This window comes from Streptomyces racemochromogenes (assembly GCF_039535215.1).
Taxonomy (GTDB): Bacteria; Actinomycetota; Actinomycetes; order Streptomycetales; family Streptomycetaceae; genus Streptomyces; species Streptomyces racemochromogenes.
In genome coordinates, this window is record NZ_BAAAWT010000001.1 from 2,993,661 (window position 1) to 3,019,420 (window position 25,760).

Here is a 25,760-nt window from a genome sequence, read left to right on the forward strand (position 1 = left end):
TCCGTGGCCGGGGTGTGTCCCGCCGTTAAATCCAGTCGAACGTTTCGCGCCGGTCGACGGGGAGCTTCACCTTGGGTGCGCACTTCGTGATGTCGAGGTCGTCGAGTTCCACGACGGAGAGGAAGCAGCGGGCCCTGTCGGCCGCCTGACCGGACGCGGTGAGCTGGTCCTGGGCCAGCGGGTGGATGAAAGGCCCGGAGAAGGTCAGTCCGGCCGCGACCGCGAATCCCGCGGCGAGCGAGGCGATTCGGGTGCGTCCGCCGAGCTGGTTCTTCTTCATCGTTTCCCCCTGTGTGGATCGCCGTTGTTCCGACATGGAGAAGACTGCCGTTCGGTGGACCGGCTTTCGAGCGTTTCCGGACGCAGCTTCCTGCGTCGGTGCGTGCAACAAGCTGCACGACGAGCTGCGCGGACGCGGGAACCAAGAGCGGTAGGAACGCTTCCGTTACCCATGGTCAGCCGGTGTCCGCGTTCGTATGATCAGCCCACCGTGCTGACCACACGGGGCACCATCACAAGGGGGAACCATGCGCGCCGGAAGCCTCATCCACTTGGGGATGTCAGCCGAGGACGAAGACCTGTACAGATGCCTGCTCCGCCTCACGGAGGGCACGCCCCCCGTACTGGCGGAGCACCTCGGGGCGCCGCTGGACGAGGTGGAGGAGTGGCTGGCCCGGCTGGAGGCGATGGAGCTGACCTCCCTGGCCGACAACGGCAGCATCCGGCCGGCCCCGCCCGCGATTGCCGTGCAGCGGCTGATCGACCTGCGGCTGCGGGAACTCCAGGAGGAGCTGCGGCGGGTGGCCGCCGAGCAGCGGGTGGTGGAGTCGCTGCTGGCGGAACGGGACGCGGTACGCCCGGCCGTGCGCGAGGCGTCGCAGCGGCCGCCCATCGAGCGGGTGGAGGGCACGCCCAACGTCCGGGCGGTGATCGACGAGCTGACCTTCTTCACCCGGGAGGAGGGGCTGACCACGCAGCCGCACGGGGCGCTGAGCGCGGCCAGCATCGAGGCGTCCCGGCCGCTGGACGCCCGGATCCTGCGGCGGGGCATCAAGATGCGGACGATCATGCGCCCGGCGGCGGTGGAGGACGCGCCGACGCTGGCCTACCTCCAGGAGATCTCGGCGATGGGGGCGGACATCCGGATCTCGGACAAGCCGCTGGAGCGGATGCTGGTCTTCGACCGGGCGGCTGCCCTGACGCCGATCGACCCGCAGAACCCGCGGCTGGGGGCCCTGGTGATCCGCGAGACGGGCCTCGTCGCCAACCTGGTGTCGCTGTTCGAGCGGATGTGGTCGGACTCGGTGCCGCTGGCGGAGGCCGTCGCGGCCCGGCAGGGCCCCGAGGGCGGGCTGAGCGAGATCGAGCGCAAGGTGCTGGCCACCATGTACCAGGCGGAGAAGGACGAGACGGGGGCCCGCGAGGTCGGCGTGTCGGTCCGGACGTACCGCAAGTACGTGGCGGACCTGATGCAGCGCCTCGGAGCGACGAACCGCTTCCAGGCGGCCCTCCTGGCCCGCGACCACGGCTGGATCTGAGCCCCCGGCCCGGACCCGGCCGCGTACCTCTTAGCCTGGGCGGCATGACGAACGACGGCAGCAGCGGCGAGTTCCACGAGGTCCTGCACTCCCTGCGGGTGTGGGACGTCCCGCTTCCCGGCTTCGACCCGGCGGACGCCCCCGGCACGCCGGTGGAGCTGTTCCGGGAGTGGTTCGTGCACGCCGCGCGGGCGGGGCAGGCGGAGCCGCACACGATGGGGCTGGCGACGGTGGACGCCGGGGGGCGGCCCGACGTGCGCGTGCTGATGCTGCACGACGCCGACGAGCGGGGCTGGCACTTCGCCTCGCACTCCACGAGCGCCAAGGGCCGCCAGCTGGCCGGCCGGGCCGACGCGGCACTGGTCTTCTACTGGCCGGCGGTGGCCCGGCAGGTGCGGGTCCGGGGCCGGGTCGTGGCGTGCGGGGCCGCGGAGAGCCGGGCGGACCTGGCGGTGCGCTCGCGCGGGGCGCTGGCGGCCGCGCTGACCGGCCGGCAGAGCGAGGTGCTGGGCTCCGCCGAGGAGCTGGCGCGGGCCTCGGCGGCGGCGTGGGAGCGGGCGGGGTCCGAGCCGGACGCGCCGGCGCCGACCTGGACCCGGTACGTACTGGAGCCCGCCGAGGCGGAGTTCTTCCAGGGCGACGCCGCGCGCCGACACGTCCGCCTGCGCTACCGCCGGGCCGACGGGGGTGACGGCTGGGTCCGGGAGCTGCTCTGGCCCTGAGCCGCGTACCGGGGCGGACGCGCCCCGGGCCGGGTTCGTGTCGGGTGGAGGTGTGGGGGGTTGGGGCGTATGGGAACGCTGGTCGCGTCGGACGTCGTCGGGGCGCGCGAGGACAGGTTCGACTGGTTCTGCGAGACCGTGTCGAGCCACGTGATGCCCGTCCTGCTCAGCAGCCGGCACACGGCCGACTTCCGGGCGGACATCACGGAGGTGGACCTCGGCGCGGTGCGCCTGTCCGCCATGACCTGCTCACCGGTGCGTTCGCGCCGCACCATGACCCACGTCCGGCAGGGCGATCCCGAGCACCTCCAGCTGGCGCTCCTGACCCGGGGCGCCCTCCGCATCTCCCAGCGGGGCAACGAGTCGGTGGTCTCGGGCGGACTCGTGCTCACCGACACCTCACGGCCGAGCGAGGCGGCCTGCGCGGACGAGACGCTCACGTCGGTGGTGCTGCAGATCCCCCGGCAGGCCCTGCCGCTCGGCGCGGACCGCCTCGACGGCCTCCTCGCACGGAACCTGCCCGCGGACAGCGGTTCCGGAGCGGTCGTCGCCGACTTCATGAGGTCGCTGCTCGCGCGCGCCCCGCACTGCCGTCCGGAGGAGCTGCGCGGGCTGGGGGCCGTCACCCTCGACCTGGCCACCGCGTTCCTCGCGGGGCAGCTCGGGGAACCCGGCGCGACGCCCGCCGAGGCCCGTGCGCGGGAGACGCTCCAGCGGATCCACCGCTTCATCGAGCACAACCTCGGCGACCCGGACCTGACCCCGCGCCTGATCGCGGACCGGCACAACATGTCGCTGCGGGGACTGCACGCCCTCTTCGCCGGCCAGCCCCTGACCCTCGCGGCGCACATCCGCCGGTCCCGGCTGGAACGCGCCCGCACCGACCTCGCCCGCGCGGAGCTCGGCGGCCATCCCGTCCAGGCGATAGCGGCTCGCTGGGGTTTCACCAGCGCCACGGGATTCAGCCGGGCGTTCCGCGAGGCGTACGGACTCACGCCGACCGAGCACCGTGCGCTCTCGCTGGGCGCCGCACCGCACGCAGAGCACAGGAACCCGGCACGCCACGCACACCAACTCGTGCCGCCCGCGCCTAGATTCACCTGCGGATGACGGCCGCGGGACCCCTGCCCGAATCGGGGGTCCGGCGGCTGCTCATCGTCCGAGCACCATCGACGACGAGGTCACCAAGGGGAGACATCTCATGTCCGGGAAGTTCGGCAAGTTCGGCAAGTCCAGCACGTTCGGCAAGGCCGCGGCCGTGGCCGCCGCGGCGACGGCGGTCGTCACGCTCGCGGGCACGCCCGCCGGCGCGGCAGCCGACGCGTACAACACCCGGAGCGTGTGGGTGGACGGCGTGCCCATGGACAGCGACGCGCCCGCCTGCACCACCAGGAGCATCTACCTGGCGTCCGGCACCTACACGTGGAGGCAGACGCTCGACGGGATCCAGTGGCCGACCCGTGACCTCTACCTGGCCTCGGGCACGTACACCTGGACGGACTGCCTCACCCCCAGGTCGGGCGGCGCCGGCGGCAACGGCTACTACAAGCAGTCGTCCAGCCTGTCCAAGCCCGGTTCGGAGACCGCGTACCTCGTCGACCCGCACGAGCAGAGGCTGGAGCAGGGCACCTACGTCTTCGGCTCGGTGCTCGACCCGCACTTCTGACCGGTCCCCGCCAGGGGCGGTTCAGTCCGCGTCCGGCCGGAACACCGGCACCCACACCCCCTGCGCCGTCTCGCGGAAGGCGGCGCACAGGGGCATGCCGATGCGGAGGTCCCCGTACGGGCAGCCGACGACCTCGGTCATCATCCGGGGCCCCTCCGCGAGGTCGACGACGGCCGCCGCGTAGGGGACGCGGGTGCCGAAGGGCGGGAGGTCGTTGCGGTGGACGACGGACCAGGTGTAGAGGGTGGCGCGGCCGCTCGCCTCCTCCCAGGTGACGCGGTCCTCCCCGGCCCAGCAGGAGGGGCAGAACTCGCGCGGGTAGTGGTGGGCGCGCCCGCAGTCGGCGCAGCGGCGCAGCAGCAGCCGGCCCCCGGCCGCCGCGTCCCAGTAGGGGCGGGTGAACTCGTCCGTCTCGGGGAGGTCGTACCGTGCGGCGCTCACGGGAACAGTCCGATCGCCGCGTCGAGGGACCAGGTCTGCCAGGACATCGCGAACAGGGCGACCGCCGAGATGAGGGCCATCATCGAGTTCTGGCCCTGCTCGGCCCAGTCGTGGATCATCAGGACCAGGTAGAGCAGGTTGAGCAGCAGGCCGGCGGCGAGGGCGACGGGGGTCAGGAAGCCGAGTACGAGGCCGAGGCCCAGGGCGAGTTCGGCGTAGACGACGACGTACGCCATCAGCCGCGGGCGGGGCTTGACGACCTTCTCGAAGCCGCCCTTGACGAAGCCCCAGCGGTGCTTGCCCGCGACGTCGGCGGCCCAGGCGATGCCGGTGCCGCGTTCGAACCAGCCCTTCTTGTCCTTGTGCCGCCAGCTCTCCAGCCACCACAGGCCGAGGCCTATCCGCAGCACGGCGAGCCACTCGGCGCCGGTGAGCCAGATGGTCTGCACGGTTCGCCCCTCCACCCACTCGATCTGACGGTACGTCAGTTCAGCGGATCGGCGGCGATCCCGCAAGGGGCCGGACGCGACGGGACCGGGGGCGGGGCGGCCTGACTCAGGGGGTCGAGAACAGGCGGCCGTAGCCCGTGATCCCGTCCACCGGCTCGCCCGCCGCGCGCAGGGCGGCCCACAGCAGCACCTGGTTCGCGGTCAGCACCGGCCGCTCCAGCTCCGCCTCCAGGGCCTCGATCACCCCGACCGCCCGGAAGCCGTTGCCGCCGACGACCACCGCCTGCGCCGCGTCGGGGACCTGCTCCAGCACCCAGCCGTACAGGGCCTCCGGCCGGATCAGCGCCTGCCCGCTGGGCAGCCCGCACGGAGCCGCGTACGGGACCTCGAACCCGGCCTCCTCGTAGTAGCCCCGCCCCAGATCGCTCAGGGTGGCGTCGAACCACGGCGGATCGACCAGCGCGAGCCGCGCGACCCCGAGCGCGCGCAGCGCCCCGACGGCGGCGGCGCAGGTGGCGACCACGGGCAGGCCGCCGGCCCGCTCGGTCAGCCGCTCCAGCATGTACGCCTCCCCGCGCGCGCCGATCACGTACGCGGAGCTGGTGAAGGCGTACGCGATGGCCGCCACCGGCGCGGCGGCCAGCAGCTCGGCCGCATCGTCCACGTGCGGCGGCTCCGCGAAGGCCCGGACGGGGGCGAGCGGCACGGTCAGGCCCATCTCGCCGCCCGGCCCCATCGCGGCGAACGGCACCCGGGCGGCATGCAGGCCCACGCCCGCCGGGGCCATGGCGCGCAGCTCCGACTCGGGGCCGACGTCGCCGTGGGGGGTGAGGACTCCGAGGCGGACGCGCACGTCCCACCCGTCGGGCTGCCACATCGCGCACGCACTCCTCTCGGGGGCCGGACATCGGGACCGTATGTCCCACTTTGACACCACCCGTGCCGCACGGGCGGCGGGCCGCGCCGGTGCGGTCCGCCGCCCGTGATCGATCCGCAATCGATTCCCTCCTCGTCCGAGACCCATCAACGCCCTGTGTCGATACGCTCACTGGCCATGCCCGAGCCCGACCTGACCTCCACCGAGCCCCGCCCCGTGTACGTGATCGGCGCCGGCCCCGGCGGGCTCGCCGTCGCCGCCGCGCTGCGCGCCCGCGGGGTGCGCGCGGTGGTCGTCGAGCGGAGCGGCGCGGTCGGCGCGTCGTGGCGCGGCCACTACGACCGGCTGCGGCTGCACACCACCCGGCGGCTGTCGGGCCTGCCCGGGCTGGCGATCCCGCGCCGCTTCGGGCGCTGGGTCGCGCGGGCGGACGTGGTCCGGTACCTGGAGAAGTACGCCGAGTTCCACGAGCTGGAGCTGGTGACCGGGGTCGAGGTGACCCGGATCGAGCGCGCCGCCGACGGGGAGGGCTGGACCCTGCACGCCTCGGGCGGGCGGCTGCTCGCGGCCCGCGCGGTGGTGGTGGCGACCGGCTACAACCACACCCCGGCACTGCCCGACTGGCCGGGCCGCGACGGGTACACCGGGCAGCTGCTGCACGCCCGCGACTACCGCGACCCGGCCCCGTACGCCGGGCAGGACGTGCTCGTCGTCGGCGTCGGCAACACCGGCGCGGAGATAGCCGCCGACCTCGCCGAGGGCGGTGCCGCGCGGGTGCGGCTCGCCGTGCGCACCGTCCCGCACCTCGTGCGCCGCTCCACCCTGGGCTGGCCGGCGCAGCGGACGGGGATCCTGGTGCGCAGGCTGCCGGTGCGGCTCGTGGACCGGCTGGGGGCGCTCGCCGCCAAGGCCGTCCCCGACCTGACGGCTTACGGTCTGCCGCGCCCGGCCTCGGGCCTGTACAGCAGGGTCCTGGAGGGGGCGGTGCCGGTGCAGGACGTCGGCCTGATCAAGGCCGTGCGCGGGGGCCGGGTGGAGCCGGTGGCCGCCGTGACCGGCTTCGACGGCGACGAGGTGGTACTGGCCGACGGTACGCGGATCACCCCGGACGCGGTGGTGGCGGCGACGGGGTACCGGCGCGGGCTGGAGGGGCTGGTGGGCCACCTGGACGTGCTGGACGAGCGCGGCCGGCCCATCGCGCACGGCCCCCGCGCACCGCGCAACGCGCCGGGGCTGCACTTCACCGGGTACACGAACCCGATCAGCGGGATGCTCCGCGAGCTGTCCATCGACGCGGTGCGCATAGCGAAGGCACTCTCGCGCGGCTAGGCCGTGTCTTTCGGATCTTGCCGGTTAAGCCCGCGTCTCCCCCAGCTACGGCTGGGAGGGGCCCCCAGGTGCCGTGCATCGGCGCGTTGGCGGGGCGCCCTTGTACTGGACGTACTCGGGTGCTCCGCCAACGCGGCGAGGTGCGGTGCCGGGCGGCGCGGGTCTGGGGGCACCTCCCAGCGGTAGCTGGGGGAGCAAGATCCGGAAGACACGGCCTAGCCGTGGGCCCGGGCGGCCCGGAGGGCCGAAATCACCTCTGTACCGGAGCGGACGGTTCTGCCACCGTTCAAGCACACCACCTCCACCACCTTTCCTGCGCACCCCTGTTCCTGACGGCGTGTCAGTTCAGTAATCTGACTAGGCGTCAGCTATGGACTCTCGAGCAGGGCGGGCGAAGCGATGCTTGGATCTACTCACGGCACCCTCACCACCGACTTCCGCGCACGCGTCGAGGCCTGCGGGGAGACCCCCAGGACGGCCGTCCACTCCACGGCGACACCCGAGGAGCCGGACGCCCTGGACGTCAGCGGACGGCCCCTGCACGCCGACGTGCCCGACCTGGACCGGTTCTTCCGGCCCGAGTCCGTGGCGGTCGTCGGCGCCTCCGACGCCGAGGGCAGGCCCAACACCGGCATCACCCGGCAGCTCATCGCCTGGGCCGAGCGCGTCGGCGCCCGCGTCCACCCCGTGCACCCGACCCGCACCGCCGTCTTCGGGCTGCCCTGCCGCGCCACCGTGGCCGAGCTGCCCGAACAGGTCGACCTCGCGGTGCTCCTCGTCGCGGACCCGATCCCGGTCATCGAGGAACTGGCCGACACCAAGGTGAAGTTCGCCGTCGCCTTCGCCTCCGGCTTCGCCGAGACCGGCGACGCGGGCGCCGCCGCACAGGCCCGCCTGGCCGCCGCCGTACGCCGCTCCGGGCTGCGGCTGCTCGGCCCCAACACCAACCTCAACGCCTTCCAGGAGTTCCGCGAGGACCTCGACGGCCCCGCCATCGCCCTCATCACCCAGTCCGGGCACCAGGGCCGGCCCGTCTACACCCTCCAGGAGCTGGGCATCCGCCTCTCCCACTGGGCGCCGACCGGCAACGAGGCCGACCTGGAGACCTCCGACTTCATCTCCTACTTCGCCGAACGGCCCGAGGTCGGCGCCATCGCCTGCTACGTCGAAGGCCTCAAGGACGGCCGTGCCTTCCTCCTCGCCGCCGACCGCGCCGCCCGCAACAAGGTCCCCGTCGTCGCCGTGAAGGTCGGCCGCACCGAGACCGGCGCCCGCATGGCCGCCTCCCACACGGGCAAGCTCACCGGGGCCGACACGGTCGTGGACGCCGCCATGCGGCAGTTCGGGGTCATCCGGGTCGACGGGCTGGACGAGCTCCAGGACACCGCCGCCCTCCTGGCCCGGGCCCGCCCGCCACGGGCCGACGGGGTCGTCGTGTACTCCATCTCCGGCGGCACCGGCGCCCACTTCTCCGACCTGGCCACCGAGGCCGGGCTGACCCTCCCCACCCTCTCGGACGCCAAGCAGGCCGAACTCCACCAGTGGATCCCCTCCTACCTCAACGTGGCCAACCCCGTCGACAACGGCGGCCACCCGGTGGGCGACTGGCGCGGCCGCAAGATCATCGACGCGATCCTCGCCGACCCGTCCGTGGGCGTCCTCATCTGTCCGATCACCGGCCCCTTCCCCCCGATGAGCGACAGGCTCGCGCAGGACCTGGTCGACGCCGCCGAAGCCACCGACAAGCTGGTCTGCGTCATCTGGGGCTCCCCCGTCGGCACCGAGGAGGCCTACCGCACCACCCTGCTCGGCTCCTCCCGCGTCGCCACCTTCCGCACCTTCGGCAACTGCATCACCGCCGTCCGCGCCTACCTCGAACACCACCGCTTCACGGCCTCCTACCGCTCCCCCTTCGCCGACGCCCCCCGCACCCCGTCGCCCTCCCACCGCAAGGCGCAGGCCCTGATGCGGCCCGGCCAGCAGCTCAGCGAACACGCCGCCAAGCAGCTGCTGCGCGCGTACGGGATCCGCGTCCCGCGCGAGCAGCTGGTGACCAGCGCGGCGGCCGCGGTCCGCGCGGCGGGGCTCGTCGGGTACCCGGTGGTCATGAAGGCCTCGGGCCCCCAGCTGGCCCACAAGACGGAACTCGGCCTGGTCAAGGTCGGCCTCACCTCCGCCAGCCAGATCCGCGACGCGTACCGCGAGCTGACGGACACGGCCCGCTACGAGAACGTCCCGCTGGACGGGATCCTGGTCTGCCAGATGATCGAACGCGGCGTCGAGATGGTCGTCGGCGTCACCCAGGACCCCCTCTTCGGCCCCACCGTCACCGTCGGCCTCGGCGGCGTCCTGGTGGAGGTCCTGCGGGACGCGGCCGTCCGCGTACCCCCCTTCGGGGAGGACCAGGCCCGCACGATGCTCCGCGAACTGCGCGGGCACGCGCTCCTGGACGGCGTACGGGGTGCACCGCCGGCGGACGTGGACGCGCTGGTGGAGGTCGTCCTGCGGGTCCAGCGGATGGCGCTGGAACTGGGCGACGACCTCGCGGAACTGGACATCAACCCCCTGATGGTCCTGCCCCGCGGGCAGGGCGCGGTGGCGCTGGACGCGCTGGCGGTCTGCCTTTGACGCCGCCGCCGCCCTTCCGACGCGCCGCTCGCGCGGGGCGGGGTCGGGTTCCGTGGCCGGGGCCGGTGGGTCGGGTGCGGGTGGGCGGGCCGCTGCGCGGGGCGAGGTCCCCTACCCGCCCTTCCCCCGTTCCCAGGGGCTCCGCCCCTGACCCCGCGCCTCAAACGCCGGCGGGGCTGGAAGTACGGCGCTCCGCGCCCGGTGCGCTCAAACGCCGCGCGGGCTGGATGTATCCAGCCCCGCCGGCGTTTGAGGCGCGGGGGTCCGGGGGCGGAGCCCCCAGGGGGTCCGGGGCGCAGCCCCGGGCTCTTCCAGCCCCGCCGGCGTCTGAGGCGCGGGTCCGGGCGGAGCCCGGGGAACGGGCGAAGGGTGGGGCGGGGAGCAGCCCCGCAGGGCCCACGCCCCGCACGGCACGCCGGCCCGCGCAACGAGCCACCCGCCCCGGCCCCCGGCCCGCCCAGGGCAACGGCGGTACCCACCCCGAACAGGAGCGCACCCGTGGACGAGATCCTGCACCGCACCGACGCCGGCGTCAGCTGGATCACCCTCAACCGGCCCGACGCCATGAACGCCCTCACCCGGGAGCAGCGCGAGCGCGTCATCGCGCTGCTCGACGCCGCCTCCGGCGACCCCGGCGTACGGGCCGTCGTCATCACCGCCACCGGCAAGGGGTTCTGCGCCGGCGCCGACCTCCGCAGCGGCAGCGCCAACGCCAGCGGCGAGCGCGTCGCCGGCGACGTCGCCCGCATGATCCGGCTCGGCGCGCAGCGCCTGATCACCGCGGTCCTGGACTGCGAGAAGCCCGTCATCGCCGCCGTCAACGGCACCGCCGCCGGCATCGGCGCGCACCTCGCCCTCGCCTGCGACCTCGTCATCGCCGCCGACACCGCCCGCTTCGTCGAGGTGTTCGTCCGCCGCGGCCTCGTCCCCGACGGCGCCGGCGCCTACCTCCTGCCCCGCCTGATCGGCCCGCAGAAGGCCAAGGAGCTGATGTTCTTCGGCGACGCCGTCCCCGCCGCGGAGGCGGCCCGGCTCGGGCTGGTCAACAAGGTGGTCCCCGCCGACGGTCTGGAGGCCGCCGCCCGCGAGTGGGCCGAGCGGCTCGCGCAGGGCCCCACCCGTGCCCTGGCGCTCACGAAGCAGTTGGTCAACGCCTCCCTGGACGGGGACAGGGCGCACGCGCTGGCCGCCGAGGCCAACGCCCAGGAGATCAACATGACCACCGCCGACGCGAAGGAGGGCGTGGCGAGCTTCGTGGAGCGCCGCACCCCGAAGTACCTCGGCCGTTGAGGCCTGCCCGGGGGTCTGGCTCCGAATGACTGAAATCGATCACCCATGAGGCAGCAGTGATCAACTGACCGAACCCCCGACGCCCGATTCATGTGAATAGCTGACCGCATGGGTCCTACCTGGCGAACCCGGCGAGCCCGGCGAATCAACCTGTGCGCGGCCGCCACGGCCACCGCGGCCGCGTTCCTGTGCGGCGCGGCGCCCGCCGCGGCCGCGGACACCCCGGCAGACCTGGCCGTCACCGCCGCCCTCCGCCCGCAGCAGGGCACGCGGGCCACCGAGGCGTACGACTACCTCGTGACGGTGACCAACCACGGCCCCTCCGCCGCCCGGCAGGTCACCGTCACCGACCGCCTCCCCGCCGCCCTGGAGTTCCTGGCCTCCCGCGACGGCTGCACCGGCACGGCGACCGGCCGGGCCGTGGTCTGCGGCCCCCTCCCCACCCTCGCAGTCGGCGCCTCCCACACCTGGGTGATCACGGTCCGGCTGGCGCCCGGCTACCGCGGCGAGGGCGGGGACATCGTCAACGAGGCCTTCGTCGACGCCGCCACCAAGGACCCCCGCCCCGCGAACAACGCGACCTCGCTGACCGGGCTCGTCCTCCCGCCCAGCGCCCTCCTGGCGGACCTCTCCCTGACCAAGACGGCCGTACTCGCCCAGGGCCGCGAGGACGTACGGCCGGGCGAGAAGTTCACGTACCTGATCTCGGTGCACAACGCGGGCCCCGCGACCGCCCGCCAGGTCGCGGTCACCGACCGCCTCCCGGACTCCCTGGCCCTGCTGTCCTCCCCCGACGACTGCGCGTCCGCCCCCGGTGAGGAGCCCCTCGTCCGGTGTCCCGCGCTCGACCGGCTCCCGGCCGGGGCCACGGCGGAGTTCCGCCTCACCGTGCGCGCCCTGACCGGGGAGGAGGACCGGGCCAATCCCCCCGGCCGCCGTTGCACCCCGATCGAGAACACCGCCCGCGTCACCTCCGCCGTACGCGACCCGGACCCGTCCGACAACGCCAACGCCCCGGGCACGACCGGCCCGGCCGGCGGCCGCCTCTGCCTGGTGCACGACACCCGGCCCGGGCACGACGACCACGGCAACGGCAACGGCAACGGCAACGAGCACGGCACCCCCGGGAAACCCGACCCCCACGAGGCCGAGGACCACCCCGACCAAGGCCGGCCCGGCCGGCAGCCGCACGGCGACCACCCGGACCGCCCCGCCGACCCCGCCGAACTCGCCGAGTGCGGCACCCGCCTCCCCCGGTGGCTCTCCTGGGCCTCCGCCGCCCTCCTCGCCTGCGGCACCGCCCTCCGCGTCGCCGCCCGGCGCCGCCGATGAGGACCGCGGCCCGGTGGTTCAGGGCCGCCCTCCCCCTGCTGTGCGCGGCCGCGCTCCTGACGCCCGCCGCCGCGGACGCCGAGGCCGAAGCCGCGCAGCGCCCCCGCGCGGCCCTGGCCTTCCCCGTGAACGAGACCTTCGACAGCTCCACCAACCTCGGCACGGCCAGCGGCAACGCCTCCTACCCGGCCGGCGGCGGCTGGCTGCGGCTGACGTCCGCGAGCAGCAGCCAGGCCGGCACCTGGAAGATGAGGGACACCTTCTCCACCACCCTCGGCGTCGTCGCCGAGTTCCGCTACGCCACCTACGGCGGCACCGCCTTCGAGGGCAAGCGCGGCGACGGCCTGTCCTTCTACCTCACCGACGGCACCGCCGCCGACGGCACCGGCCCCTCCGGCGGCAGCCTCGGCTACGCCTGCTCGGGCGTGGCCAACCGCTGCACCGCCTCCGGCGTGCCGGGCGCGTACCTGGGGATCGGCCTCGACGAGTTCGGCAACTTCTCCTCCGGCTCCGTCGGCAACGGCGGCCCCGGCGCCCAGCCCAACAAGATCGTGGTGCGCGGCGGCGGCAGCGGCACCACCGGCTACCGCTACGCCACCGCCGCCGACGGCCCCGGCTCGACCGTCGAGACGGGGAGCCGGGCCAAGGAGCGCCGCGTACGCGTCTCCCTGCTGCCGGGCGGCGGCAAGCTGCTGCTGTCGGTGTGGTCGGACAGCGGCCCGGACACCGCCCTCACCCAGCTGATCACCGACTACGACGTCACCTCGATCACCAGCCAGCCGTCGCTCCCCGCCTCCCTCAAGGTGGGCTTCTCGGCCGGCACCGGCGGCGCGACGAACATCCACGAGATCGACGACCTGACGATCAACGTGCCGGCCGACCTGAAGGTGGTGAAGTCGACCGGCCAGTCGACCGTCGCCGCCGGCGCCCCGGTGACGTACACGGTCACCGTCTCCAACAGCCAGGCCAACGACGTGACGGGCGCCGTCGTACGCGACACCGTGCCCGGTCTCACCGACGTCACCTGGACCTGCAAGGCCGGTACGGGCGGCACCTGCGGCGCCTCCTCCGGCAGCGGCAGCACGCTCGACACGAAGGCCGACCTGAAACGCGGCGGCTCCGTCACCTACACGATCACCGGCAACGCCCCCGCGCAGCCGACCTCCCTCGCCAACACGGCGACGGTGACGGCCCCGGCCGACCGTACGGACACCAACCCGGCCGACAACACCTCCACCGCGCCGGACGTGACCGTCACGGCCCGCGCCGACCTGGCCGCCGAGAAGGAGGGCCTCGGGGCCGGGCCGGTGGCCCCGGGCGAGGAGTTCGAGTACCGGATCACCGCACGCAACCTCGGCCCCTCCCACACCCCGACGGTGCTGATGTCCGACACCCTGCCGGACCCGCTGCGGTTCGTGTCCTCGGCCAGCAACTGCACGGCGGCCGGGCAGCGGCTCTCCTGCCCGGCCCGGGGGCCCGTGAACGCCGGTGCGAGCGCCTCCTGGACGGTACGCGTCCGGCTGGACCCGGCGTACACGGGCGACGGCGTCGACCTGGGCAACGTGGCGTCCGTCCGGCACGGGATCCCCGACCCCCGGCCGGAGAACAACACGAGCGCGGCGGCCGGCCCGCCCGGCGGGCTCGCCCCGCCGCGGGCCGACCTGTCGCTGGCCAAGGCGGCGCAGGACCGTACGCCGGTCGCGCCCGGGGAGACCTTCACGTACACGGTGACCGTGCGCAACGCGGGCCCGTCGGTGGCCCGGCGGGTGCGGGTCACCGATCCGCTGCCGACGGGCCTGGCGTTCGTCTCCGGAGGCGACGGCTGCACCGCTTCCGGGCAGGACGTGACCTGCGGGACGGAGGCGGCCGTGGACCCGGGCGGCAGCCGCGCGTGGACGTTCACGGTGCGGGTCGACCCGGCGTTCGCGGGCGACGGCACGGCCCTGCGCAACACCGCGACCGCGGTGTCGGACACCGCCGAACCGAACCCCGTCGACAACAGCGGCTCGGCCGGCCCGCCGGGCGGCCGGGTCGGCCCGCCGACCGCCGACCTCGAACTGTCCAAGGCGGTCCGCGCGGGCTGACCCCCCGCCCCCGCACCCGGCCGGTGTCCACGGCCCCGGATCTCCCGTACAGCGCTCTGTACGGTCTCTCACGCACGAAACGGAACGATGCGCGATGACGACGACCCCAGGCCGGCGGTCGCCGGTGCGGGCCCTGGCCCCGCTGCTCTGCGCGGCCGCACTGTGGGCCGCGCCGGTCCCCGCGACCGCACAGCCCCCGGCGGCGCGGCCCGCCCAGGTCGAGGTGACGACCCAACGGGCCGCGGCCAGGGCTCCCGGTGACCTGATCACCTACACCCTCACCGCGAGGAACAAGGGGCCGTCGGTCGCCCGGAACGTGACGGCCACCGACCGGCTGCCCGACGGGATCACCTTCGTCGACTCCTCCGACGGCTGCACGGCCGCCGGCCAGACCGTCACCTGCGGGCCCGAGCCGCAGCTGGCGGCCGGGCAGAGCCGCAGCTGGCGCTTCCACGCCCGGCTGAGCCCCTCGTACGAGGGCGACGGCACCGACCTCGGCAACAGCGCCTCCGGCACCTCGGACGCGACCGACCCGGACCCGGGCAACAACAGGCCCGACCCGGTGCTGCCGCCCGGGCCGTTCACCCCGGTCTCGGACCTGGCCACCGTCAAGACCCCGCTGGGGTCGGGGCCGACGGTGCCGGGCCAGGAGTTCGAGTACGAGATCCGCACGTCCAACAAGGGCCCCTCGGACGCGCGCAACGTGACGGTGACGGACGCCCTGCCCGACGGGCTGGCCTTCGTCTCCTCCGCCGACCCGTGCGCGGCGTCCGGCCGGACGGTCACCTGCGGCCCGCTGGCCCGGATGATCCCCGGCGGGGACGTGGTGTGGACGTTCAAGGTGAAGCTGGACGCGGCCTACTCCGGTGACGGCGAGAACCTGCGCAACACGGCCACCTCCACGTCCGCGTCGAAGGACCCCGAGCCCGCCGACAACACCTCGCAGCCGGTGCTGCCGCCGGGCGGGGTGACCGAGCCGCAGGCCGACGTGTGGACGACGAAGCGCACCGCGAACGACACGGTGATCGCCCCCGGCCAGACCTTCGAGTACGTGGTGACGGCGACCAACGACGGCCCGTCGCGTGCGGTGGACACCCTCGTCACCGACCGGCTGCCGTCCCGGCTGGCCTTCGTGTCCTCGCCCCCGTCCGACGGCTGCCGGGCCACGGACGGCACGGTCACCTGCGGCCCGCAGGCCGTGCTGGAGCCGGGCGCGTCCCGGACGTGGCGGTTCACGGTCCGCCTCGACAGCGACTACACCGGTGACGGCTCCGACATCCGCAACACGGCCACCGCCACCGCGCGGACCAAGGACCCCAAGCCGGAGAACAACACGAGCAGCCCCGCCGGCCTGCCGGGCAGCCGCGTCAACAAGCCGACCGCCGACCTCGGGGTGCGCAAGGAGGCCGTCGGCACCACGCCGCCGGTGCCGGGCCAGACCTTCGACTACCGGATCCGGGTCAGCAACTACGGTCCGTCGGCGGACGCGTTCAACGTGAAGCTCACCGACAACCTGCCCGAGGGCCTCTCGTACGTGAGCTCCTCGCCGTCCGGCTGCACCGCCGCCGGCCGCCTCGTCTCGTGCAGGCGGACCGCTCCGCTGAAGGTCGGCGAGACGGTCGAGTACCTGCTGACGGTGAAGATCGACCCCGCCTACAAGGGCACGGGCTCCGACCTGAAGAACACCGCCGAGGTCACGGCCGACAACATCGACCCGGCCTCGGAGAACGACAAGGGCACCGCGACCGTCCCCGGCGGTCACGTGGCGGAGCCCTCGGCCGACCTGGCCGTCGTGAAGCGGGCGGTGCAGACCTCCGCCGTCGCCCCGGGCGAGACCTTCGACTACGCCCTGACGGTCACCAACAACGGCCCCTCGCAGGCCGACCAGGTCAGCGTCACCGACAGCCTGCCGACGGCGCTGAGCTTCGTCTCGGGTGACGCGACCTGCGTCTCGGGCCGGACCGTCACCTGCGGCCCGCTGGCCCACCTGGCCCCGGGCGCCTCGGTGACCTGGGTGATCAAGGTGAAGCTGGACCCGGAGTACACCGGCAACGGCTCGGACATCCGCAACACGGCGACGGTGGACTCGCTGACCGCCGACCCGCGGCCGGCCAACAACACCAGCGCGGCGGCCGGCCCGCCCGCGGGCACGGTCAAGGAGCCGACGGCCGACCTGGAGGTGGGCAAGACGACCCCGTGAACGGGACCGGCCGGCGGGGCGCACGCCCCGTCGGCCGGACCCCGTCGGCGGCTACGCGCGCGGGCTGGGCTTCAGCAGCGCGAACACCGCCCCGGCCGGGTCGGAGGCCCAGGCGATCCGGCCGACGTCGGGGACGTCGGCGGCCGGCATCATTACCGCGCCGCCGTTGCGCTCGACCGCGGTGACGGTGGCGTCCACGTCCACCACGTGGAAGTACGGCACCCAGCGCGGCACCATCGTCGAGGCTCCGCCCGCGCCCTCGCCCTGCGGGGCCACCCCGCCGAAGGAGCCCTGCTCCTGGTCGCCCTCGCCGATGCTGAGCACCCGGTACGTCATCCCCGGCGTCTCCATCTCGATGTAGCGCCAGCCGAACACCCCGCCGTAGAAGCGGATCGCGGCGAGGGGGTCGGGTACGTGGAGCTCCACCCACACCAGCGTGTTCACCTCGGAGGCGACCTCCAGCCCGCCCGTCTTGCCGGGCTGCCAGGACGCGAACTGGGCGCCCTGCGGGTCGGTGAACTGCGCCAGCCAGCCCTCGCCCATGACGTCCGTGGGCTCCATCCGCACGGTCCCGCCCCCGGCCCGCACCGCCTCGGACGTGGCCTGCATGTCGGCGCTCTGGAAGTGCACCATCCACGCCGAGGTGGCGCCCTTCTCGGTGAGCGGGCCGAGCGCGGCGACGGTCCTGCCGCCGAGCCGGAAGAACCCGTACCCGCCCGTGTCGGGCCCGGCGGAGACGAACTCCCAGCCGAAGACCGACCCGTAGAAGGCGGCCGCCGCGGCGGTGTCGGGGCTGCCGAGGTCGAGCCAGTTGGGCGATCCGGTACGGAAGGCGGTGCCGAGCATGGGTCCTCCAGCGGGTGGGGCGACACGGTCGCTGGCCACCATGCCCGCGCCCCCGCGCGCGGGACGGCGTACGGCCGCCCGGGGCCCGTCGGATTCACCCGCTCGGGGGATGCGCGGCCGGTGCCGGCCGCCGGGGGTGGGAGGCGCTGTTCGCGCCGCCCCGCACCCCTTCCCATCTGACACATCGTCAGCTTCAATCGGGAGTGTGATGGGACACGCAGGGATGGCGGCCGCCGTCGTCCGATACCTCAGGTCAGCCGGCTCCCCCACCTCCGCCGGAAACGTCGACGCACTGCCCCGCCCCGACCTCCGGGCCGTCGGCGAGGACGAGCGCGCGCCCGTCAGCCCCGCCGATTTCCGGGCCGTACTGGGCAACTTCGCGAGCGGGGTCACGGTCATCACCGCCCCGCCCGCCGAGGGCGAGGAGGGCCCGGCCGGCTTCGCCTGCCAGTCCTTCGCCTCGCTCTCCCTGGACCCGCCCCTGGTCACCTTCATGGTGGCCCGTACGTCGACCACCTGGCCGCGGATCGCCCGCGCCGGGGTGTTCTGCGTCAACATCCTCGGGGCCGGGCAGGGCGAGCTGTGCCGGGCGTTCGCGGTCAGCGGCGCCGACAAGTTCGCCGGGGTCTCCCACCGGCCCGCCCCCGCCACCGGATCCCCGCAGCTGGACGACGTACCGGCCTGGATCGACTGCCGGATCCACGCCGTCCACACCGGCGGGGACCACCTCATCGTGGTCGGCCGCGTCGAGGCCATGGGCGCCTCCGGCGAGGGCGGCCCGCTCCTCTTCCACAAGGGCCGCTTCGCCCGCCTGGCCGACTGACGGCCCCACCCCGACCAGCCGTTATCCTCCTGCCGTCGACGTCAGGGCGGGGGGCCGCGGTGGAGAACACGTACGGGCCGGGGCGCACCCGGTGGACCAGCACCACCGGGTGGCTGATGGTGGGGAGCGCCGTGGCGGCGGTGCTATGCGCGATCGTCGGGGTGAGCCCGTACCCGCCGCTGACGGTGGAGACCGGCCTGGCCGGCGCCTCCGTGCTCTTCGCCGCGTGCTGGGTGACCGCCTCCCTCCACGCGCGCCGCGTCCCGCCCCGGGCCGACCTGCGCAAACGCCCGCCGGGACGACGCCCGCGCGGCCGCCTGCTGCGCATCGTGCTCGCCTTCGGGGTCCCCGTCGCCACCTTCGCGGCGCTCGTCCTGTGCTTCACCGAGTCCGGCGAGAAGGGCAGGCGCGTCGAGCGGCTGGAGCGGGCCGGCTACGACCGGCACGAGGCCCGGATCGTCCGGCTGGCCGGCGAACCGGTCCACCACCCGGCCACGGACGACGGCGACGCGTACTACAGCACCGACGCGGTCCTCAGCGTCCCCTACGACGACGGCCCCCGGGACGTCCCCGTCACGGGGGTGTCCACCGGGGAGCGGCCAGGGCCGGGCACGACGGCCGAGGTCTTCTTCGCCCCCGGCCACCCCGAGGTCGGCGTGGGCACCTCGCCCGCCCGGACGGGCGGCGGGCTGATCGCCGTGGTCTTCTTCATCGCCCTCGGGCCGTGGCCCTTCGTCGCCGGCGCCGCGATCCGCTCGTACATGGATCCGGAGGCCGTGGAGCGGATGCGCCGCTTCGACCCCGGCACGCACCTGCCCGCCCTCGGCCTGCTGCTCCTCGGCGTCCTCGCGCTGCTGCCGGTGGCCCTGGACGTGCCGGTGGCGGGCTTCACGCGGCTGTGGGCCCTGCTCGCCCTTCCCGCGCCGGCGCTGGCACTGACCTGGACGGCCCGCCGCGCATAGTGCGGCGGGCCGCCCGGCACCCGGATCAGAACGTGAGCACTCCGCGCGCGACCCGCCCGTGGTGGGCGTCGTCCACGGCCTTGGCGAAGTCCTCCACCGGGTAGACCTCGGTCACCAGCTCGTCCAGCAGCAGCTTCCCCTGCCGGTACAGCTCGGCGTACAGGGCGATGTCGCGCTGCGGGCGGGAGGACCCGTACCGGCAGCCCATGATCGTCTTGTCCAGGTACATGGAGGACACCAGGAAGGACGCCTCCTCCTTGAAGCCCGGCACACCGAGCAGCACCGCCTGCCCGTGCCGGTCGAGGAGGTCGACGGCCTGCCGGATCAGCTTCACGTTGCCGACGCACTCGAAGGCGTGGTCCGCGCCGGTCGGCAGGACCTCACGGACAGCCGCCGGGGTGTCGTCCACGGCCGACGCGTCCACGAAGTGGGTGGCGCCGAACCGCCGGGCCACCGCCTCCTTCGCCGGGTTCGCGTCCACCGCGACGATGACCGACGCGCCCGCGATCCGGGCGCCCTGGATGACGTTGAGCCCGATCCCGCCGGTGCCGATGACCACGACGGTCTCCCCGAGACCCACCCTGGCCCGGTTGAGGACCGCACCCACCCCGGTGAGCACCCCGCAGCCGATCAGGGCGGCGGAGGTCAGCGGCACGTCGTCCGGGATCTTCACCGCCTGCACGGCCTTGACGAGGGTCCGCTCCGCGAACGCCGAGTTCGAGGCGAACTGGAACAGCGGCAGCCCGGCCCGGGAGAAGGGCCGGTCCGGCATCCCGATCGCCTTGCGGCACATCGTCGGCCGGCCCCGGTCGCAGTCCGCGCAGGCCCCGCAGTTCGCGAGGGTCGACAGGGACACGTGGTCACCGGGCGCCACGTGCGTCACCCCCGCCCCCACGGCCTGGACCACCCCCGCGCCCTCGTGCCCGAGCACCACCGGCGGCGGGAAGGGGATCGTCCCGTCGATCACCGACAGGTCGCTGTGGCACAGCCCGGCCGCCGCTATCGCGACCAGCACCTCCCCCGGCCCCGGGTCCCGGATCTCCAGGTCCCCGACCACCTGGGCCTGCTTGCCGTCGAACACGACGCCTCTCACCTGGGCTCCTTAGGCAGGCCGAGCACCCGCTCGGCGATGATGTTCCGCTGGATCTCGTCCGAGCCGCCGTAGATCGTGTCGGCCCGGCTGAACAGGAAGAGGCGCTGCTCCTCGTCGAGCCCGAGTTCGTACGGGTCCCCCTGCGCCCAGAGCCCCGGCCCGGCCGACGCGGCCGCGCCCCGGACCTGGACGGCCAGCTCCCCGAGCCGCCGGTGCCACCCGCCCCACAGCAGCTTCGCCACGCTGGGCGCGCCGGGGTCACCGGCCGCGCCGCCCAGGGTCCGCAGGGCGTTCCAGCGCATGGTGCGCAGCTCCGCCCACTGCCGTACGAGGCGCTCGCGCAGGACCGGATCGGGCGCGCCGCAGGCCGCGTACGCCGTGACCACGCGCTCCAGTTCGGCGGCGAAGCCGATCTGCTGGACGAGGGTGGAGACGCCGCGTTCGAGGGCGAGCAGGCCCATGGCGACGGTCCAGCCGTTGCCCTCGCCGCCGACGACCTCCGAGGCGACGGCCCCGTCGAAGAACACCTCGTTGAACTCCGCCGTCCCGGACATCTGCCGGATCGGGCGGACCTCGACGCGGCCCGGCTGGTCCATGCGCACGAGGAGGAAGGACAGCCCCCGGTGGCGGCGGGAGCCTGCTTCGGTGCGGGCCAGGACGAAGCACCAGTCGGCCTCGCGGGCCAGGGAGGTCCAGATCTTCTGTCCGGTGACGCGCGGCAGCCCGTCGGCGGTGTCGCGCACGGCGGTGGTGCGGATGCCGGCGAGGTCGGATCCGGCGCCGGGCTCGCTGTAGCCCTGGCACCACAGCTCCTCGCCGCGGGCGATGGCGGGCAGGAAGCGGGCCCGCTGTCCGGGGGTGCCGTAGGCGATCAGGGTGGGGGCGAGGAGGTTCTCCCCGATGTGGCCGACGCGGGCGGGGGCGCGCAGCGCCGCGTACTCCTCGGCCCACACCACCTGCCCGGTGAGGGTCAGCCGCTGCTGCCCGTAGGCGCCGGCCGGGGCGTCCCAGCCGGTGCCTATCCAGCCGCCGCGGCCGAGTTCGCGTTCCCAGGCGCGCCGGGCTGCTACGCCCTCGTGCTCGCTGCCGGGCCCGCCGAGGCCGACGGCCTCCCCGTACGGGCCGGCGAGGTGCGCGGTGAGCCAGGCGCGGGCGCGGGCGCGCAGTTCCTCGTCCTCGGCCCCGAAGCTGAAGTCCACGCCGCTGCCCCTTTCTAGGCGTTGGGCCGGTCCTTGGCGGCGGCGGCCTTGGCCATGGCGTCGAGCTGGGCGAGCATCGGCATCGGGTCGGTGCCGACGGTCCCCGGGAGGAAGTCGGCGATCCGCTCGGGGGTCCAGGCGCCCTCGGCGTAGCCGGCGCGTAGCTCGCGCGGCTGCGCCCAGACGGCGATCTTGGGGCCGGCGATCGTGTAGACCTGCCCGGTGATGTCCGCGGCCTTGGCGCGGTCGCTGAGCAGGTACGTGACGAGCGCGGCGACGTCCTCGGGGTCGCCGATCTCCTTGAGCTCCATCGGCACGTTGGCGGACATCCGGGTCCGGGCGACGGGTGCGACGGCGTTGGCGGTGACCCCGTACTTGTGGAGGCCGAGGGCGGCGCTGCGGACGAGGGAGATGATCCCGCCCTTGGCGGCGCTGTAGTTGGCCTGGGCCACGGATCCGGTGTGGTTGCCGCTGGTGAACCCGATGAGCGTGCCGGAGCCCTGGCGCCGCATGACGGCGGAGGCGGCCCGGAAGACGGTGAAGGTGCCCTTCAGGTGGGTGGCGACGACAGGGTCCCACTCCTCCTCGGACATGTTGAACAGCATCCGCTCGCGCAGGATGCCGGCGACGCAGACGACGCCGTCGACGCGTCCGTACTCGGCGAGGGCGGTGTCGACGACGCGCTGGCCGCCGGCCATGGTGGAGATGTCGTCGGCGACGGCGACGGCCTCGCCGCCGACGGCCTGGATCTCCTTGACCACGTTCTGGGCGATCTCGCTGGTGGGCTCGCCGCCCTCGATCCCGACCCCGTAGTCGTTGACGACGACCTTGGCGCCCTCGGCGGCGGCGGCGAGCGCCACCGCCCGGCCGATGCCCCGGCCCGCGCCGGTGACGGCGACCACCTTTCCTGCCAAGAAGTTCCCCACGGCCGACCCCTTCCCGTGTTTTCTGACGGACCGTTAGATTCTATGACCAGTCAGATCCCTTCACACAAGCCCTGAGTCCTAGGAGCTGATGGCCGGTGCCCCTCCCTCCCGAGTTCCACGAGATCGCCAAGCGGATCAACAACTGGGGCCGCTGGGGCGCCGACGACGAGATCGGCACGCTGAACCTGATCACCGACGAGGTGGTGCGCGCGGCCGCGGCCGAGATCCGCACCGGCCGCCGCGTCCCCCTGGCCCTCCCCCTCAAGGAGGACGGCGTCCAGGCGGGCCTGATCCCGGGCCGGGTCAACCCCCTGCACACGATGGTGCAGATCAACCAGGAGCTCTTCGGTCCGGGCACGGTGGCGTGCTCCGACGACGCCGTGACGATGGGCCTCCAGTCGGCCACCCACTGGGACGCCCTCACGCACGTCTCGCACTCGGGCCGCATCTACAACGGCCGCCCGGCGTCGACGATCACCGCGCACGGGCGGGCGGAGTTCAGCGGCATCGACAAGGCCCGGCACATCGTCTCGCGCGGGGTCCTGCTGGACGTGGCCCGCGCCAAGGGCCTGGACCGGCTCCCGGGGGACCACGCGGTCACCCCCGGGGACCTGGCGGAGGCGGAGGAGTTCGGCCGCGTCACGGTCCGCGCGGGCGACGTCGTACTCGTCCGCACCGGCCAGATCCAGACCTACCTGGCGGGCGACAGGCACGGCTACGGCTTCCCGTCCCCCGGTCTCTCCGTCCACACCCCCCAGTGGTTCCACGCGAGGGACGTGGCGGCGGTGGCGAACGACACCCTCACGTTCGAGATCTTCCCCCCGGAGATCGAGAACCTGTGGCTGCCGGTGCACGCGCTGGACCTGGTCGAGATGGGCATGCACCAGGGCCAGAACTGGAACCTGGAGGAACTGTCCACAGCCTGTGCGGAAGCCGGCCGCCACTCCTTCCTCCTGTCGGCGATGCCGGAACCCTTCGTAGGCGGCACGGGCACCCCGGTGGCCCCGGTGGCGGTGCTCTGAGCTCCCCCTCCCCCGTCCCGGACGATCGACGGATCCAGGGGGGGCTCCAGCACGGCACCTCAATCCTGATGACTGAGGTACTCCTCCAGACCCACCTGGGCGATCCTGTCGAGGACGACAGGGCTCGCCGAGGTGGCGAGGGCACCGCCGACCGCGCAGAGAACGGCCGCCGTCTGGAGGTCCTCCCGCGCGACACCGCTGAACGCGCCCGAGCCGCCGACGACCGCGTACGCGCCGAGGATCGCTCCGAGCATCACCTGCTCCCGGGGCGCGCCGTTCCCGGCCTGCGCGACACCGTCCACGACCCCCACGATCGCCATCGCGAGGGCACTGGCGTCGGCCCGTCGGCTGATCCTGGCCGACTGCTCGGCGACGTCCCCGTCCTCGAACACGCGGCGGCCGAGCTCGCGCAGATCCTCCACGTCCTCGCGGGTGAGGCCGGCGAGGGTCAGCCGGAGGAGGTGGTAGTGGAGCCTCCGCTGCGCCACGTCATCGAAGATCCGCTCCCTCCCGGACTGGAACAGTTCCCCTGCACGACGCGACAGCTCCTCGGCCTGAGCCCTGTCCATTTCGCCGCCCATTCCCAAGCTGTCCAGGGCCGCTGGCCCCTGTCGGCACCGTCTCACCCCCGGCTGCCATTACACCCGTGGACGACCCGCCTGTCCCGTCAACCTGCGCCGACCGGGCGATACGTCCGGGCGAAGGGGCCCGGGTCGAGCGATCCTCGACCAAGCGGGTTGACCTCAAGTGGACTTGGGGTCCTACGGTCAGCGGCATGACCACACAGACCCAGCGCACAGCCGCCCCCGCCGACCCCGCCGCCACCGACGAGATGCTGCCCAGCCAGCCCATCGGGTACTGGAGCGGGGTCGCCCACCGGGCCGTGATCGGGCACATCCGGGACGCGATGGCCCGGGTCGACGTCACCCAGCCCCAGTGGTGGACGCTCAACCGCGTCCAGCGGGCCGACGGGCCGCTTCCCCGCGAGACCGTCCTCGCCGACCTGGCGGAGTCCGCGGACACCCCGCACGACGTCCCGCGCGCGGTCGACCAGCTGATTCACCGCGGCTGGCTGGACAGCTACGGCAACGGCGAGCTGCTGACCGTCACCGACACCGGCCGCGAGGCCATCGAGCGGATCCGGGAACTGGTCACCGCCCTCCGGACGGAGATCCACGAGGGCATCACCGACGAGGAGTACGTAGCCGCACTGCGGGTCCTCCGCCGAATGGCCGACAACGTCAGGGCCGCGGCGCGCTAGGGGGTGTCCGCGCACGAGGCCGCACGCCCCGCCGCCGTGCCCCCGGTAGCCGGCGCCTCCGGGGAGCCCGTACCGTCCGGCGCGGCAAGCAGCTCCGCGCTCTCGCACTCCGCTCGCTCCGGAGGCTCACTACGGCGCCAGCGGCGAGCCTCCGGGCGGTGGCTCCGAAGCTCGTGCGGCAGGCGCGCTCCATCGACCACCTCTCCCTCCAGCCGGCCTTGCCCCACGCCGCGCCGCGCTGACGGCCAACCGTTCCACCCTCATCGCGCCACGCCGCCACCACCGCAACGGACGGTGACGAAGAACCCCGCCCGGCCAGCGAGAACGATGCATGGACCACGCACCAGTTCGGTAACCCCTGAGACTCCTGAGGCACGCGCATAGCCGAGGTATCGCGACAAGAGCCGCAACCCGGCCGATTCACCCCTTTCAGGCCCTGCCATGCCTTCGGAACGATGAGTCCCGCGACTCAGCGGCCGCCGTCACGAGCGGCGACCGCACGGCTGCCGAAGCAGAAGAAGGGGAACACCCATGTCACCGCGCAAGATCCTCGCGACGATGACCGCCACCGCGGCCCTGATGGCGGGCCCGGTCCTGACCGCCGAAGCCTCCACGACGACCGCCTTCTCCCAGCAGACCCGCGCCGCCGGCCTCACGGCCGCGCAGACGGCCGGACTCCAGCAGCAGGTCGACGCCTTACTCGCGTCGGACCCGTCGGCCCGCCAGGTCTCGGCGAACAAGCTCTCCACCGCCGGCGGCAGCGTGGTCCTGCGGGCCCCGGGCCAGACCGAGACCCGCGACCTCGCCTCCCCGGACACGGCGCTGGCCTGCGGCAACGGCCACCTGTGCATCACGGACGGCAACGGCAACAACTACGACTACTACCGCTGCGGCTACTACGACTTCAACGGCGTCGGCAACGGCACGTTCAACAACAACCAGACCTCCGGCACCCGGGCCCGCTTCTACAACAGCGACGGCAGCGAGCGCTGGTCGAACGTGGCCAAGGACACCGGCACCGCGAGCTGGACCCCCGTCTTCCACATCCGCCCCTGCTGAGACGCTCCGCGCC

General features: G+C 74.0%; 24 protein-coding genes. 15 read left to right on the forward strand and 9 right to left on the reverse strand.

Annotation, left to right across the window (positions count from 1 at the left end; all coding sequences use genetic code 11):
• Positions 1-25: 25 nt before the first annotated feature.
• Positions 26-280, reverse strand: coding sequence for a hypothetical protein (locus ABD973_RS13710; protein WP_345500193.1), 255 nt, complete (start codon positions 278-280; stop codon positions 26-28).
• A 247-nt stretch (positions 281-527) separates the two neighbouring features.
• On the opposite strand from ABD973_RS13710, the gene ABD973_RS13715 reads away from it, so the two are divergent.
• The 4 genes from ABD973_RS13715 to ABD973_RS13730 all read left to right on the forward strand — a co-directional run bounded on the left by ABD973_RS13715 (position 528) and on the right by ABD973_RS13730 (position 3,926).
• Positions 528-1,538: a LuxR C-terminal-related transcriptional regulator gene (locus ABD973_RS13715; RefSeq protein WP_125597374.1), complete on the forward strand. Its 1,011-nt coding sequence runs from the start codon at positions 528-530 to the stop codon at positions 1,536-1,538.
• 44 nt (positions 1,539-1,582) lie between these two features.
• Positions 1,583-2,260 carry a pyridoxine/pyridoxamine 5'-phosphate oxidase gene (locus ABD973_RS13720; protein ID WP_345500194.1) on the forward strand — a complete coding sequence of 226 codons (678 nt, stop codon included), beginning with the start codon at positions 1,583-1,585 and terminating at the stop codon, positions 2,258-2,260.
• Between the two features lie 69 nt (positions 2,261-2,329).
• Entirely contained in the window at positions 2,330-3,370 is a 1,041-nt protein-coding gene (locus ABD973_RS13725) for an AraC-like ligand-binding domain-containing protein (RefSeq protein WP_345500195.1), read from the forward strand.
• Positions 3,371-3,461: 91 nt separating this feature from the next.
• Positions 3,462-3,926 (forward strand): hypothetical protein, encoded by a 465-nt coding sequence (locus ABD973_RS13730; RefSeq protein ID WP_125822005.1) that lies wholly within the window; start codon positions 3,462-3,464, stop codon positions 3,924-3,926.
• A 21-nt stretch (positions 3,927-3,947) separates the two neighbouring features.
• On the opposite strand, the gene ABD973_RS13735 is transcribed toward ABD973_RS13730, so the two are convergent.
• The 3 genes from ABD973_RS13735 to ABD973_RS13745 all read right to left on the reverse strand — a co-directional run bounded on the left by ABD973_RS13735 (position 3,948) and on the right by ABD973_RS13745 (position 5,693).
• Positions 3,948-4,367: a Zn-ribbon domain-containing OB-fold protein gene (locus ABD973_RS13735; RefSeq protein ID WP_125822004.1), complete on the reverse strand. Its 420-nt coding sequence runs from the start codon at positions 4,365-4,367 to the stop codon at positions 3,948-3,950.
• Positions 4,364-4,816 (reverse strand): DoxX family membrane protein, encoded by a 453-nt coding sequence (locus tag ABD973_RS13740; RefSeq protein WP_125822003.1) that lies wholly within the window; start codon positions 4,814-4,816, stop codon positions 4,364-4,366. Before ABD973_RS13740 ends, ABD973_RS13735 begins: the two co-directional genes overlap by 4 nt.
• A 106-nt stretch (positions 4,817-4,922) precedes the next feature.
• Positions 4,923-5,693, reverse strand: a complete 771-nt coding sequence (locus ABD973_RS13745; protein ID WP_345500196.1) for a maleate cis-trans isomerase family protein — start codon at positions 5,691-5,693, stop codon at positions 4,923-4,925.
• A gap of 177 nt (positions 5,694-5,870) precedes the next feature.
• Here ABD973_RS13745 and ABD973_RS13750 point away from each other — a divergent pair, with 177 nt between their 5' ends.
• From ABD973_RS13750 to ABD973_RS13775, 6 genes are all read left to right on the forward strand, one after another.
• The gene (locus ABD973_RS13750; RefSeq protein ID WP_345500197.1) at positions 5,871-7,022 is read left to right on the forward strand and encodes a flavin-containing monooxygenase; all 1,152 of its coding nucleotides are present in this window, start codon (positions 5,871-5,873) and stop codon (positions 7,020-7,022) included.
• Positions 7,023-7,421: 399 nt separating this feature from the next.
• Positions 7,422-9,650: an acetate--CoA ligase family protein gene (locus ABD973_RS13755; protein WP_125822000.1), complete on the forward strand. Its 2,229-nt coding sequence runs from the start codon at positions 7,422-7,424 to the stop codon at positions 9,648-9,650.
• A gap of 498 nt (positions 9,651-10,148) precedes the next feature.
• Positions 10,149-10,940 carry an enoyl-CoA hydratase/isomerase family protein gene (locus tag ABD973_RS13760; protein ID WP_345500198.1) on the forward strand — a complete coding sequence of 264 codons (792 nt, stop codon included), beginning with the start codon at positions 10,149-10,151 and terminating at the stop codon, positions 10,938-10,940.
• Between the two features lie 108 nt (positions 10,941-11,048).
• On the forward strand, positions 11,049-12,272 hold the full coding sequence (locus tag ABD973_RS13765; RefSeq protein WP_345500199.1) for a DUF11 domain-containing protein: 1,224 nt from the start codon (positions 11,049-11,051) through the stop codon (positions 12,270-12,272).
• On the forward strand, positions 12,269-14,356 hold the full coding sequence (locus ABD973_RS13770) for a hypothetical protein (RefSeq protein WP_345500200.1): 2,088 nt from the start codon (positions 12,269-12,271) through the stop codon (positions 14,354-14,356). Before ABD973_RS13765 ends, ABD973_RS13770 begins: the two co-directional genes overlap by 4 nt.
• 94 nt (positions 14,357-14,450) lie before the next feature.
• A complete protein-coding gene (locus tag ABD973_RS13775; protein ID WP_345500201.1) occupies positions 14,451-16,556 on the forward strand; it encodes a DUF11 domain-containing protein in 2,106 nt (701 codons plus the stop codon).
• Positions 16,557-16,607: 51 nt separating this feature from the next.
• Here ABD973_RS13775 and ABD973_RS13780 read toward each other — a convergent pair whose 3' ends face one another.
• The gene (locus ABD973_RS13780; protein WP_345500202.1) at positions 16,608-17,402 is read right to left on the reverse strand and encodes a VOC family protein; all 795 of its coding nucleotides are present in this window, start codon (positions 17,400-17,402) and stop codon (positions 16,608-16,610) included.
• A 208-nt stretch (positions 17,403-17,610) separates the two neighbouring features.
• On the opposite strand from ABD973_RS13780, the gene ABD973_RS13785 reads away from it, so the two are divergent.
• Together ABD973_RS13785 and ABD973_RS13790 are read left to right on the forward strand one after the other, a co-directional pair.
• A complete protein-coding gene (locus ABD973_RS13785; RefSeq protein WP_125821993.1) occupies positions 17,611-18,225 on the forward strand; it encodes a flavin reductase family protein in 615 nt (204 codons plus the stop codon).
• Positions 18,226-18,284: 59 nt separating this feature from the next.
• Positions 18,285-19,187, forward strand: coding sequence for a hypothetical protein (locus ABD973_RS13790; protein ID WP_125821992.1), 903 nt, complete (start codon positions 18,285-18,287; stop codon positions 19,185-19,187).
• A 25-nt stretch (positions 19,188-19,212) separates the two neighbouring features.
• Here the strand turns inward: ABD973_RS13790 and ABD973_RS13795 are convergent, their stop codons facing one another.
• Genes ABD973_RS13795 through ABD973_RS13805 form a run of 3 tightly spaced genes read right to left on the reverse strand, consistent with a single transcriptional unit; the run spans position 19,213 to position 22,405 of the window.
• Positions 19,213-20,280 (reverse strand): Zn-dependent alcohol dehydrogenase, encoded by a 1,068-nt coding sequence (locus tag ABD973_RS13795; RefSeq protein ID WP_125821991.1) that lies wholly within the window; start codon positions 20,278-20,280, stop codon positions 19,213-19,215.
• The gene (locus ABD973_RS13800; RefSeq protein ID WP_125821990.1) at positions 20,277-21,479 is read right to left on the reverse strand and encodes an acyl-CoA dehydrogenase family protein; all 1,203 of its coding nucleotides are present in this window, start codon (positions 21,477-21,479) and stop codon (positions 20,277-20,279) included. Before ABD973_RS13800 ends, ABD973_RS13795 begins: the two co-directional genes overlap by 4 nt.
• Positions 21,480-21,493: 14 nt before the next feature.
• Positions 21,494-22,405: an SDR family NAD(P)-dependent oxidoreductase gene (locus ABD973_RS13805; protein ID WP_125821989.1), complete on the reverse strand. Its 912-nt coding sequence runs from the start codon at positions 22,403-22,405 to the stop codon at positions 21,494-21,496.
• 95 nt (positions 22,406-22,500) lie between these two features.
• On the opposite strand from ABD973_RS13805, the gene ABD973_RS13810 reads away from it, so the two are divergent.
• Positions 22,501-23,427: a cyclase family protein gene (locus tag ABD973_RS13810; RefSeq protein WP_125821988.1), complete on the forward strand. Its 927-nt coding sequence runs from the start codon at positions 22,501-22,503 to the stop codon at positions 23,425-23,427.
• Between the two features lie 59 nt (positions 23,428-23,486).
• Here the strand turns inward: ABD973_RS13810 and ABD973_RS13815 are convergent, their stop codons facing one another.
• On the reverse strand, positions 23,487-23,996 hold the full coding sequence (locus ABD973_RS13815; RefSeq protein ID WP_345500203.1) for a hypothetical protein: 510 nt from the start codon (positions 23,994-23,996) through the stop codon (positions 23,487-23,489).
• A 206-nt stretch (positions 23,997-24,202) separates the two neighbouring features.
• On the opposite strand from ABD973_RS13815, the gene ABD973_RS13820 reads away from it, so the two are divergent.
• Both ABD973_RS13820 and ABD973_RS13825 read left to right on the forward strand, forming a co-directional pair.
• Positions 24,203-24,688 (forward strand): MarR family winged helix-turn-helix transcriptional regulator, encoded by a 486-nt coding sequence (locus ABD973_RS13820; protein ID WP_125821986.1) that lies wholly within the window; start codon positions 24,203-24,205, stop codon positions 24,686-24,688.
• 531 nt (positions 24,689-25,219) lie between these two features.
• The gene (locus ABD973_RS13825; protein WP_345500204.1) at positions 25,220-25,747 is read left to right on the forward strand and encodes a hypothetical protein; all 528 of its coding nucleotides are present in this window, start codon (positions 25,220-25,222) and stop codon (positions 25,745-25,747) included.
• Positions 25,748-25,760: the final 13 nt, after the last annotated feature.